Annotated in this window: 11 protein-coding genes; 4 read left to right on the forward strand and 7 right to left on the reverse strand. The window is 56.5% G+C overall.

The features are described from left to right. Positions 1-8 precede the first annotated feature (8 nt). Positions 9-770 (reverse strand): tRNA isopentenyl-2-thiomethyl-A-37 hydroxylase MiaE, encoded by a 762-nt coding sequence (gene miaE / locus EGO56_RS16745; RefSeq protein WP_135910290.1) that lies wholly within the window; start codon positions 768-770, stop codon positions 9-11. Between the two features lie 54 nt (positions 771-824). Beyond that, complete coding sequence (rraB, locus tag EGO56_RS16750) at positions 825-1,247, reverse strand: ribonuclease E inhibitor RraB (protein ID WP_013359940.1); 423 nt, start codon at positions 1,245-1,247, stop codon at positions 825-827. A gap of 160 nt (positions 1,248-1,407) precedes the next feature. On the opposite strand from rraB, the gene argF reads away from it, so the two are divergent. After that, complete coding sequence (gene argF / locus EGO56_RS16755; protein WP_135910291.1) at positions 1,408-2,415, forward strand: ornithine carbamoyltransferase; 1,008 nt, start codon at positions 1,408-1,410, stop codon at positions 2,413-2,415. 293 nt (positions 2,416-2,708) lie between these two features. Here the strand turns inward: argF and EGO56_RS16760 are convergent, their stop codons facing one another. Beyond that, positions 2,709-3,059: a DUF4087 domain-containing protein gene (locus tag EGO56_RS16760; protein WP_135910292.1), complete on the reverse strand. Its 351-nt coding sequence runs from the start codon at positions 3,057-3,059 to the stop codon at positions 2,709-2,711. After that, the gene (locus EGO56_RS22440) at positions 3,056-5,242 is read right to left on the reverse strand and encodes an EF-hand domain-containing protein (protein WP_197732143.1); all 2,187 of its coding nucleotides are present in this window, start codon (positions 5,240-5,242) and stop codon (positions 3,056-3,058) included. The genes EGO56_RS16760 and EGO56_RS22440 overlap by 4 nt, the downstream gene beginning before the upstream one ends. Positions 5,243-5,704: 462 nt before the next feature. Here EGO56_RS22440 and pyrB point away from each other — a divergent pair, with 462 nt between their 5' ends. The 3 genes from pyrB to ridA all read left to right on the forward strand — a co-directional run bounded on the left by pyrB (position 5,705) and on the right by ridA (position 7,575). Beyond that, positions 5,705-6,640, forward strand: coding sequence for an aspartate carbamoyltransferase (gene pyrB, locus EGO56_RS16770; protein WP_135910293.1), 936 nt, complete (start codon positions 5,705-5,707; stop codon positions 6,638-6,640). Positions 6,641-6,651: 11 nt separating this feature from the next. Further along, a complete protein-coding gene (pyrI, locus tag EGO56_RS16775; RefSeq protein WP_010251684.1) occupies positions 6,652-7,116 on the forward strand; it encodes an aspartate carbamoyltransferase regulatory subunit in 465 nt (154 codons plus the stop codon). A 72-nt stretch (positions 7,117-7,188) separates the two neighbouring features. Next, positions 7,189-7,575: a 2-iminobutanoate/2-iminopropanoate deaminase gene (gene ridA / locus EGO56_RS16780; RefSeq protein ID WP_135910600.1), complete on the forward strand. Its 387-nt coding sequence runs from the start codon at positions 7,189-7,191 to the stop codon at positions 7,573-7,575. A 49-nt stretch (positions 7,576-7,624) separates the two neighbouring features. Here the strand turns inward: ridA and lplT are convergent, their stop codons facing one another. From lplT to EGO56_RS16795, 3 genes are all read right to left on the reverse strand, one after another. Next, entirely contained in the window at positions 7,625-8,815 is a 1,191-nt protein-coding gene (gene lplT, locus EGO56_RS16785; protein ID WP_135910294.1) for a lysophospholipid transporter LplT, read from the reverse strand. Continuing rightward, entirely contained in the window at positions 8,812-10,962 is a 2,151-nt protein-coding gene (gene aas / locus EGO56_RS16790; protein WP_135910295.1) for a bifunctional acyl-ACP--phospholipid O-acyltransferase/long-chain-fatty-acid--ACP ligase, read from the reverse strand. Before aas ends, lplT begins: the two co-directional genes overlap by 4 nt. Positions 10,963-11,051: 89 nt before the next feature. Next, entirely contained in the window at positions 11,052-12,437 is a 1,386-nt protein-coding gene (locus EGO56_RS16795) for an efflux transporter outer membrane subunit (RefSeq protein WP_135910296.1), read from the reverse strand.

A 12,437-nucleotide genomic window follows, 5' to 3' on the forward strand; every position in this document is an offset into this window, starting at 1 on the left:
TGGCCGGTTCAGAACGCCGGAACGCCGCTATGAAAGCGTAATTCGTTGTCCGGTTGGCTGATCAAACGCCCTTCTGTCATGCCAATCGCCTGAACCCGCGGCGCGATATCTTTACCGGCGATTTGCGCCGCCAGCGTTAAATAGTCCTGATAATGCCGCGCCTCGGAGCGCAGCAGCGAAATATAGAATTTCGCCAGTTCATCATCAAGATACGGTGCCAGACTGGCGAAACGCTCGCAGGATCGCGCCTCAATGTAAGCGCCACAAATCAGCTTATCCACCAGCGTTTCCGGCTCATGGGTGGTCACTTCGCGCAGCAGCGATTTGGCATAGCGGCTGGAGGTAATCTTCTGATAGACCAGCCCGCGCGACTGCATAATTTCCCACACCTGATAGAAGTGATGCAGCTCCTCTTTAATCAGCAGCACCATCTTCTCCACCAGCTCATCCGCCCACGGCAGCGCATTGCGCACAATAACGCTTTTCGTCAGGTTCTTATGGGCGTTGATAAAGTCGCTGTCGCCATCTTCGCGGAAGATAAAATCTTCATAGGGCTTCAGCCACGCCAGAATGGCGTCGCCGCTGGGTTTGTCGGCGACATATTTGCGGATCAGCCATACCGCGGTCTGGGCGGCTTTCAGCTCGCAAACCAGATGGTCGGTTAACAGCAGAGTCAGGTTTTCCGGCTTGCGCGCCTCATCAATCCAGGCCTGTGGCGTGCGGCAGTGCAGAAACTGATAGATCGGTTCAAGTAAGGGTGCGTAATTCATGATGTCAAAAGGGGTGGCAGAAGTGACAGGCGGAGAACTCTCCGCCCCGGCTACTTAGTGGCGAATACCATCATCATCTTCATCTTCGATGGCGTCGTCATCTTCGTCTTCATCTTCGGCATCAGGGTCTTCGAAATAGGTGCCCCAGCCGTCGTAGTCGACGTTGTACTTACCAATCAGGTTCACCAGCTGCTCAACCTGCACATCAATCAGTTCAGGCTTCAGCGCAGATTCGCTGATGATGTCGACGCACATCACGGTGGTGCCATCTTCCAGCTCCAGCTCTTCCGGCTCGGTCACTTCATAACCCAGCTTGAATGCATCAACCGCGGCTTTTTCCAGTGAATCAAAATTATTGCATGAGAGATGATGCTCGATGGTATAGAGCGCATCAGGATCGCTGCCATCCTCCAGCAGCTCTTCGATAATCTGCCGTGTCTCTTCCTGCTGCTCTTCCAGTAATGCTTCATATGCCATGACAATGTCCTCTCTGAGTTCGGCAATAATCAATTATTTTCCCACACTGCCTGTCGCGCCACTACACAAAACGAAAAGTTTATTATCTCCAGACTTGAAAATGAATATTCATACGGTTAAATTGAATTTTAATTCATTTTAATGATTACCGGAGTGTTGTATGAGTCAACTGTATCAGCGCCATTTCCTCAGGCTTCTGGATTTTACCCCCGCCGAAATTGATCACCTGCTTTCCCTGTCCGCTGAGTTGAAACAGGCGAAAAAAAGCGCCAGCGAAGTGCAGTATCTGAAAGGCAAAAACATCGCGCTCATCTTCGAAAAAGACTCGACCCGTACCCGATGCTCTTTCGAAGTTGCCGCTTACGATCAGGGTGCAAACGTCACTTATCTCGGCCCGAGTGGCAGTCAGATTGGCCATAAAGAGTCAATGCGCGACACCGCGCGGGTGCTGGGCCGCATGTACGATGGCATTCAGTATCGCGGTTACGGTCAGGAGCTGGTGGAGACGCTGGCAGAACACGCCGGTGTGCCGGTGTGGAACGGTCTGACCACCGAGTTTCACCCAACCCAGCTGCTGGCTGACCTGGTGACCATGCAGGAGCATCTGCCGGGCAAAAAACTCAGCGAGATGACGCTGGTCTATGTGGGTGATGCACGCAACAACATGGGTAACACCATGCTGGAAGCCGCCGCTCAGGTCGGTCTTGATCTGCGTCTGGTAGCACCGAAGAGCTGCTGGCCAGAGGACGAACTGGTGGCACAGTGCCGCGACGCTGCGCAGCAGACCGGTGGCAAAATTACCCTCACCGAAGATATTGCTGATGGCGTAAAAGGCGCTGACTTTATCTACACCGACGTCTGGGTGTCGATGGGCGAAGCCAAAGAAGTCTGGGCCGAGCGTATTGCCCTGCTGCGTGACTATCAGGTTAACCGCGCGATGCTCGATCTGACCGGCAACCCGCAGGTGAAATTCCTGCACTGCCTGCCGGCCTTTCACGACGACCAGACCACACTGGGCCAGCAGATGGCAGCACAGTACGATCTGCCCAACGGCATGGAAGTGAGCAACGAGGTATTTGAGTCGCCGCACAGCATTGTGTTTGACCAGGCCGAGAACCGGATGCACACCATTAAAGCGGTGATGGTTGCCACGCTGGGCCAGCGCTGATGTGTCAGAGTCCTGACAGGAGATAAAATTGTTGCTGTTTAAGAAAGCTTTTTCCCATCAATCTTAACTTTCTAAAAAACCATCTCTAGAGGTGGTTTTTTCATTTACACGACAAAAGATTACGCTCAGTTATCAAGGAGTTTAAAAAGATCCTCAATAACTAAGTCATGATTGATTATTGAGATGCACGCAGTATCTTATTTTATTTTTACATACGCTATCACAGTAATGTTGTTTCATGAATTCGCAATGATATCTTATGTAGTTTTTGCGTATCGCTGGCTGAATACATGTCAGGGACGATGAAGGTTCGAATCATTTTGGCAACGATTAAGAGGTAATATGCTCTCACTATAAACCTTTGTTATTCTTTTTTTAACATGGTCTACATCAACCTTAACACAAGCACACCCATAACCATAACCTCCATTCGTTTTAACATATTCTTTATCGGTAAAATCTTTTAGCTTATCAATTCCATCAGCAATAAACCCTCCCTGAGAAGATATATCCCACAATCCATCTTTATCAATAATCCAGTGATTTCCTGGGCTGGGATTTTGTAACCAGCCACATCTTAGCTCACTACCAATTGAGCTAAAACTATTTAATAATATCATCAGAAGAAATAATTTACTTTTCACTTCAGCTCCCCTGAGTCAAGCTTAGTAAGAAATTCGTTAGCAAATTCTTTTATTTGCGCCGCGTGATCTAAACCATTTATGCATTTTCGGGCATTGAAAAAGTCAGATTCAATGTCATTAACATAATCAGACAACTTCTTACCTGTAAATACACCATTTTTGAAACCGTCTATTAGGATAAACAAAGCATTATTGGGCTCCAGTGCTTTGTCTGGCTCAGAAAATAGATCAACACCCAACTTTTCTGAATAGGCTTTATAATTGTAATCCCATGTAATTTGAACATACCCTCGCCCGTAGTATGGATAATAGCGATAGTGTTTTCTTCGATACTCATCTGTTGAAGTATGTCCTGACCAGTCTCCCTCCCTTACGGGCTGAAATGTATCTCCAGTCTCTCTTTTAACCGTAGCTAAAATATATGCGATCTGTGAATGGAGGTTTAATCCTTGTTTTCTACTTTCTTCAATTATTGCGTGAATAGTGCTTTCTCTTGTGGAAAAATCATATTCATTAACCTTTATCGCATCAAGAAACACAATCGGATGCACATGCCACAGCGCTTCGCCGCTGCGGATCTCCGGCACCTCTTTCATCCACACCAGCGTGTTGATGAAGTCGCGGTTATACAGCGCCATATCCGGATATTTCTTCGCCTGCTCATCCAGTGCGGCCTGCCACAGGGCCGACATCCCGTCCTTCAGCCACTCGCTGTGGTGCTTCACCACCAGACGCTCCACCTGATACCGGATGTGCGGCTGGCTGTTGTGCAGGAAACGCCACAGCTCCCCGGCGTCAATCACGCCGTCCCGGTTTTCATCCATCTGCTTCAGCAGCATCTGGTACCTTTCCGTATAGCTGGCTGAGTACATGTCCCGCGTTTCACTCCGGGCTAGCGCTTCGAGCCGCCCGAATACCTGCCGCAGCCAGCCCTCCTTCGGGGTCTGGAAAATGCTCTGCGGTGCGTCTTCCTGCTCCAGCGGCATAAAGCCCCGCTTTTCAAGCTCAAACTGATTCACCTTCTCCACGTCTTCCGCCGCCATCCATGCGAGTTCACCGGGGATGTGGTACCAGCTCTTTCCGTCCGCTTCTAATCTGCGGCACTCACCTTCCGGCGTGTAGTGCTCCGCGGTACTGGGTGACGGGTCACCATCCACGCCTGCCACAATGAACGTCTTTTCCCTTTCCCGGTACATCCAGCGCGTCCTGCCCGCCAGCGTATGCAGCTCTGTCGTCCCGGTTGTTACTCCGGCCGCATTTGCCAGGAAGCTTTTCATGCGCGCGTCCTGGCTGAATACCTCAAGATGGCAGAAGTGCTCAGGGGCACCATGCGGTCGCTCACTCAGGCCCAGGTGACCGATAACCTCGCCCGCCTTTATCCCCGGCGCATCCTCCCCGGAAACCGTCACCACCTGATTAAATACGCCGTGCTTACGGGCGGCCTGCATCCAGGCCGGCAGGATATACTCATGCCGCTTCACGAACCTGGCCAGACCCGAAATCCAGCCGGACTCTCCGGCAGATAACCCGCTCTTTGCCCCTTCGGGTACCGACACCACAGACACGAAGATAAACGGGGCCGGCCTGCCTTTAAGCAGAAAAGTGGCCTCCTGCTTAACTTCCACCACGGTACCGCGCGGCAGCGTGGTGTGCGTATCCTCAGGCACCTCATAGTGCCTCAGCACATCGCGCGGAACGCTGATGCCCTCGCTGAGGCCGTCGCGCACCCAGCCCGGAAACGTGTTGTCCTGGCGGATTTTGAGCGTGCCGGCGGTGACGGTCGCGGTCCGGACGCCAGTGACGCCGTACTCAGATAATGGCGCTATCTGCATCCATAGGGTATAGAAATCCAGCGCGTTATCGGGCCTGGCGCTGTCGGGGGTGCAGGTGGATTTGATAAGGAGGAAGGTGGAGCTGAATTTCAGCCTCTTTTTTCCGAACGCTGCGGTCTGATAATCATCGTTCAGCCGCCAGGCAACCACGTGACCGTCCGTCATGGATTTCAGGCCGGAGCTGCCGGGTTTACAGACGGCGCTGCCGGCAAAACTATCATACAGGTGGATGCCACCGTGCCAGTGCTCTGCCTGTTTCATTAGCCAGTGTGTGTCACCCCGGCTTCCCTGCATGGCAGCCATAAACTCCGCTGCTGAATGATAGCCGTCAACCGGCAGTACCATCTTCATCCCGTTCTCCCTGAACTTAGTATGGATATATGCACATCATACACCGCTCAGGACTTAACCCAAATATCCTCAGTTATTTGCTTACTTATGTGTTTGCCTGCCACGGAGTATCGACAGTGTTTTTAGCCCCACTGTAATTCAACAATGCTGGCAACTTCACTTTGCCATTTCGCCAATATCTTCAGATGTTAGCCTGTCGCACCCTGAATAATCATTAAAGATGCACAGCCGCAAACGGTTTCGTTGTGCATGTTTTCCTCTTGCCGCCCCACCGCGAACGGGTATAATGCGGCCCAATTTGCCGGAGGAAATATGCGACAGCACAGCGGACAATTTAACGTTCAATCACGCCTGACCGCAGGCGGCGCTGCTGTTTCTTTCGGTCATCGACCCGATCTTAAAAAAGCCCCTTAAGCAGGGGCTTTTTTTTGTCCGCAATCCGGCCGCGCAGAGGAGAAAGCTATGCCTAACCCGCTATATCGCAAGCACATTATTTCAATCAACGACCTCAGTCGTGAAGAGCTGGAACTGGCGCTGCACACCGCCGCAAAGTTGAAAGCCCATCCGCAGCCGGAACTGCTGAAGCACAAGGTGATCGCCAGTTGCTTCTTTGAGGCCTCGACCCGTACCCGCCTGTCGTTTGAAACCGCCATTCATCGTCTTGGCGCGTCAGCGGTGGGCTTTGCAGATGGCAGTAATACTTCGCTGGGCAAAAAAGGCGAAACCCTGGCCGACACCATTTCCGTCATCGGCACCTACGTTGATGCGATCGTGATGCGTCATCCGCAGGAAGGCGCGGCGCGACTGGCGACCGAATTCTCCGGCGGCATCCCGATTCTCAACGCTGGTGACGGCGCAAACCAGCATCCGACCCAGACGCTGCTCGATCTCTTCACCATTCAGGAGACGCAGAGCCGTCTTAATCAGCTGAATGTGGCGATGGTCGGCGACCTGAAGTATGGCCGTACCGTGCACTCCCTGACGCAGGCGCTGGCGAAATTTGATGGCAACCGTTTCTTTTTCATCGCGCCCGATGCGCTGGCGATGCCGGCCTATATCACCGACATGCTGGATGAGAAGAACATCGCCTGGTCACGGCACGACAGTTTTGAAGAGGTGATGCCGCAGCTCGATATTCTCTATATGACGCGGGTGCAGAAAGAGCGGCTCGATCCATCTGAATATGCCAACGTCAAAGCACAGTTCATTCTGCGCGCCGCCGATCTCACTACGGCACGCGACAACATGAAGGTGCTGCACCCGCTGCCACGCATCGACGAGATCACCACCGATGTCGATAAAACCCCGTATGCCTGGTATTTCCAGCAGGCGGGTAACGGCATCTATGCTCGCCAGGCTCTGCTGGCACTGGTTTTAAACAGCGAACTCGCCCTGTAAGGAGAACCCCCATGACGCAGGACAACAAATTGCAGGTCGAAGCGATCAAACGCGGCACGGTCATCGACCATATTCCGGCGCAGATCGGCTTTAAACTGCTCTCCCTGTTCCGGCTGACCGAAACCGATCAGCGCATTACCATCGGTCTGAATCTGCCGTCGGGCGAGATGGGCCGCAAAGATCTGATCAAAATTGAGAACACCTTTCTCACCGACGATCAGGTAAATCAGCTGGCGGTCTATGCGCCGCACGCCACGGTTAACCGCATCGACGACTACGAAGTGGTGGCGAAGATCGCCCCGACGCTGCCGGATCACGTTGAACGGGTGCTGACCTGCCCCAACAGCAACTGCATCAGCCGCAGCGAGCCGGTCTTCTCCAGCTTTGCCGTGAAGCAGCGTGCCGACGATGTGCATCTGAAGTGCAAATATTGCGAGAAAGAGTTCGCCCGTCATGTGGTGCTGGGTCACTGGTAATCGCCCTGCCCGACCCTATAATGGGCAACACCGGCGGCATCGCCGCCTGACGACATAATCAAAGGAGCCATGATGTCTCGTGAAATCAGTACTGAAAAAGCCCCTGCCGCTATCGGTCCCTATGTTCAGGGTGTCGATCTGGGCAGCATGATCATCACCTCAGGTCAGATCCCGGTCGATCCGGCGACCGGCCAGGCGGCAGATGACATTGCCGCACAGGCGCGTCAGTCACTGGAAAATGTGAAGGCGATTGTTGAAGCCGCGGGTCTGAAGGTGGGTGACATCGTGAAGACCACGGTGTTTGTGAAGGACCTGAATGATTTCGCTACGGTCAACGCGACGTATGAAGCGTTTTTCACCGAGCATGAGGCTAACTTCCCGGCGCGTTCCTGTGTTGAAGTGGCGCGTCTGCCAAAAGATGTGAAGATCGAAATCGAAGCGATTGCCGTCCGTCGCTAAGCCTCACGCCGCCTCTCCCTGCGTAAGCCGGAGAGAGGCGGCGAATTCGTTACCGCTTAGCCGGTCGCCATAGCCACAGCACCGTAATCGCCAGCGCAAACAGCACGCCAAAACCGACGCCCGTCGCCACCGCAGGTGCTCCCGCCTTAATCGCCAGCGTATAGAGCCCCAGCATGATCAGCATGGCGCTGTTCTCACCCAGATTCTGCACCGCAATCGCATTGCCTGACCCGACGCTCTCTTTACCCCGTGCCTGCAGCAGCGCATTCAGCGGCACGACAAAGAAGCCGCCCAGCGCACCAATCAGCATCAGCACTAAATAGGCATTCATCAGGGAATGCTGCAGCGCGAAGACCACCACCATCACGCCAATCAGCACACCGGCTGGCATGCAGCGACGCACAGTCTCCAGCGTGACCAGCTTCGCCGCCGCCGCCGCGCCAATCACAATGCCGATCGCCACCATCGCATTCAGCGTGGTTGGCGTAGTGTTGTCATTGATACCCAGCGCCACCGGCACCCAGAGCACCAGCAGGAAACGCAGCGTCACGCCTGCGCCCCAGAACAGACTGGTGCCGAGCAGCGAGAAGCGCGTTTCCGCATCACGCCACAGCAGCGCAGCGGCACTGAAGAAACTGCGCGTCATCACGCCAAACTGCCAGCTCTGCCCCGGCCGTGCCGCCTGCAGCTTCGAGATAAACAGGTTCGCGACCACGGCGATGCCGTAGGTCAGCGCACAGATTCCCAGTGCCGCCAGAATATGCCAGTCAGCCAGCATACCGCCTGCCACCGAGCCAAGCAGAATGGCGGCGATGGTCGACGCCTCCATCAGCCCGTTGGCTTTCACCAGCTTCTCGCCATGAGTAATCTCACCGAGGATGCCATATTTGGCCGGCGAGTAGGCCGCTGCGCCCGCGCCCACCAGGGTATAGCCGATGAAGGGATTAAAGCCGAAGCAGATCACCAGCGCGCCCAGCAGCTTCAGGCTGTTGGCGAGCATCATCACCCGCCCTTTCGCCATGCTGTCCGCCACCTGCCCGACAAAGGGTGCCAGCAGAATGTAGGCTGCAACAAACAGCATCTGTAATACCGGCTGGCTCCACTCTGGATAGAACTGACTTTTCAGCACCGCCAGTGTGGCAAACAGCAGCGCGTTATCGCCGAAGGCCGAAAAGAACTGGGCGATAATCACGGCAATCATGCCGCGCGACATCAGCGGCGCATTACGATCAAGGCTCATGCCTGCTCCTCTTCCGCCATTTTTTTCAGCGTGACGTAGTCGGGTTTACCGCTGCCCAGCTGCGGCAGTTGCTTCATGACACGGATATCACGCGGCAGTGCCAGCTCTGGTGCACCCAGCTCACGGGCCGCTTTCTGCAGCCTGTCGCGCGCCAGCTCAGCATCGGTGGTGAACAGCACCAGTGCCTCACCACGCTGACCATCCGGGCGCAGTGAAGCGGCGTGCTGTTTGTCCGGTGACGCTTTAAGGGCGATCTGCTCGACGATCTCCAGTGACACCATCTCACCGGCAATCTTCGCAAAGCGTTTGGCACGGCCCTGAATCTGGCAGAAGCCGCCTTCATCGAAGCTGACGATATCGCCGGTGTCGTACCAGCCTGCTTCCATATTGCCTTCACCATCGTCGGCGACCGGCGCTTCCAGCACGCCAGGATTTTCGACCCGCAGATAGCCCTTCATCACGTTCGGCCCACGCAGTTGCAGCCGTCCGCCGTGCTCAATGCCCGGCACCGACATCAGTCGCGAATCCATGCCCGGCAGAATGCGCCCCACGGTGTGCGTCTTCGCTGCCATCGGCACGTTAATCGCCACGACCGGCGCGCACTCGGTTACGCCGTAGCCTTCGAGAATGCGAATGCCATACTTCTCGATGTAGAGCTGACGAGTGTTCTCCTGCAGCTTCTCCGCACCGGCAACCACATAGCGCAGACGGGCAAAATCATAGGGCGCGGCAAAGCGCGCGTAGTTACCCAGGAAGGTTGAGGTGCCAAACAGCACGGTGCAGTTACGGTCATAGACCAGCTCCGGCACGATGCGATAGTGCAGCGGGCTGGGATAGAGGAAGACCTGTGCGCCGGTCATCAGCGGCGTAAACAGCCCGACGGTCAGACCAAACGCATGGAACAGCGGCAGCGCCGACATAAAGCGGTCACGCGGGGTGAAGTCGGCGATGGTGCGGATCTGCTCGACGTTCGCCAGCAGGCTTTTATGGGAATGCACCACGCCTTTGGGATTGCCTTCAGAGCCAGAGGTAAACAGCACCATCGCGGCGTCTTCCGGCTGCTGAGGCAGCTGGGCGCGATGCGGCATCAGCAGATGCGCAAGGATCCACAGCTTGTCCTTGCCGGTGACGGTATCTTTCAGATCTTCCAGGTAGATCCACTGCACATCGTCCAGCCCCTCCGGCAGATGCCACAGGTTGCCTTTGTCCAGGAACTGCCGCGACGTGAAGACGGTTTTGATCTGCGCGGCGGTCAGTGCAGCCCGCATGCCGTTAACGCCCGCGCTGTAGTTGAGCATGGCCGGAACACGCCCGCGCAGCGTAGCGCCGAAAATCGCCGCCGCCGTGACGGTGGCATTGGGCAGCAGCAGCCCTACCACTTCACGCGGCTGGCTGTAGCGCTCCAGAATACGGCCCACGCCCAGCGACTTCTTCAGCAGTCCGGTGTAGCTGTCGGGTTTGAAATTCACATCTTCGATACAGCGCTTGAACGCGCCATAACGGGTCCGGGCCGCCAGAAACGCCTCAAACAGGGTTTCACGCGGACGCACCGCCATGCGCGCTTCCATCATCACGTGATGCAGATGCTCCCCGGCCAGCACGCGCCGGTCGCGCGCCCGCTTCGCCTCCGGCATCGGAATGCGGGTCGCGGGCAGAATGGTCAGGGTGATGCGCGGGAACAGGCGACGTTTGAACACGCCCGCCAGACGACCGAACGGCGTGTATTCAGCGCCTTCGATGCGCATCGGCACCACATTCGCGCCTGAACGCGCGGCGACAAAGCCGGCCCCGCTGTAGATCTTCATCAGCGATCCGGTCACGGTTATCCGTCCTTCCGGGAAGATGACCACCGGACGGCCCGTATCAATCAGCCGTACCAGCTGCTTCAGCGCCATGGGCCGGGTCGGATCCAGCGGCACAAAGTCGATAAAGGGTTTAATCAGACGCATAAACCAGCTTTCGCTGATGGTCGAGTAGACGGCGAATACCGGCTTAATCGGCAAAAACAGCGCCAGCAGCATGCCGTCGAGAAACGACATATGGTTCGGGGTAATCAGGACCTTCTGCTTATGCAGTTCGGCGACGTCGCCACGCAGTTCGACCCGCCATAACAGTCGGAATATCAGGCGTAAAAGTGTGAAAGCCATGCCAGCTCCTTAGCATCGTAAAAAATAGCCCTCACGATGCAGGATTTGACGCGGTTCGACAACCAAATTATCGGCAATCTGGCGCGGCTTCAGGGGGCCTGCCAGCCACCGCCGAGCGCGGCAATCAGCGCCACGCTGCTGACCCACTGCGTGCTCTGCAGCGTCAGCAAACTCTGCTGCGCACTCAGGCTGCTGTTCTCAGTAGTCGCCACATCCAGGTAGTTAATCATGCCAGCCTCATACTGCAGACGCGTCACCCGTGCTGACGTCTGCGCGGCGTCGGTGGCGCGCTGCTGGGCGGCGATTTCGCCCTGCAGCGTGTTCAGCTCCACCAGCTTATCTTCCACTTCCTGCATCGCGGACAGCACCGTCTGACGATAGGTCGCGACGCTGGCATCCCAGCTCGCCCGCGCCTGATCGACTTTGGCAGAGGTCGCGCCCGCGTCAAGCAGCGTGCCGCTCAGCTCCGGCCCCAGCGACCAGACGCGGTTCGGCAGCGAGAACAGCGAATGCAGTACCGAAGCGCTGACGCCACCGCTGGCGCTCAGGGTCAGGTCGGGATAGTAACCAGCCACCGCCACACCCACGGCGGCATTGGCGGCTGCCATGTTGCGTTCGGCGTAGGCGATGTCGGGACGGCGCTGCAACAGCTCGCCCGGCAGGGCCGCCGGAATCGCGGGCAGCGTAGCGGTCAGCGGCGCGGCGGCCAGGCTAAAGTCGGCGGGGGCTTTGCCGATCAGCAGCGCAATGGCGTGCTCCATCTGCGCGCGCTGCCACTGGTAATCCTGCGCCGAGGCGCTGGCATTCTCCAGTTGCAGCTGCGCCTGAGCCAGAGTCGCCCGCGACGCGGTGCCCGCCAGATACTGGCTGTTGATCACGTTCAGGTAGCGCTGATAGGCATCAACGCTCTGCTGATAGCGCGCGATTTTCTGATCCATGATGCGCAGCTGAAAATAGTCCTGCGCCAGCTCAGACTGGGCGCTCAGGGTGATGTTGGCCAGCTCCGCCGCGCTGGCCGCGGCGCTGGCGCGGTCCTCCTCCAGCGTGCGCCGCAGTTTGCCCCACAGATCCAGCTCCCAGCTGGCACTCAGCTCCGCCTGATGGCTGCTGCTGGTGGTGCGAACGCTGCTGTTGGTTGCATGGCTGCCGCTGCGCGTCACGCTGCCGTCATAGCCCAGCGAAGGAAACAGCGCCGCGCGAGACTCCGCCGCCAGCGCCTGCGCCTGCCGGTACTGCGCGGCATAGGTCGCCACGTTCTGATTCGACACGCTCACCTGGCTCAGCAGCCCGCCCAGCGTGGCGTCGTGATAGACCGACCACCATTCGCCTTTGCTTTGCGCATCCAGCGGCGTCGCCTGCTGCCAGCCCCGGGCCTCTTTATAGTGAACCGGCATCGCCACCGCCGGGCGCTGATAATCGGGACCAACGCTACAGCCAGCCAGCAGCAGCACAATAAACGGGATAAGAGGTTTCAT

The organism is Pantoea vagans (assembly GCF_004792415.1).
Classification (GTDB): domain Bacteria; phylum Pseudomonadota; class Gammaproteobacteria; order Enterobacterales; family Enterobacteriaceae; genus Pantoea; species Pantoea vagans.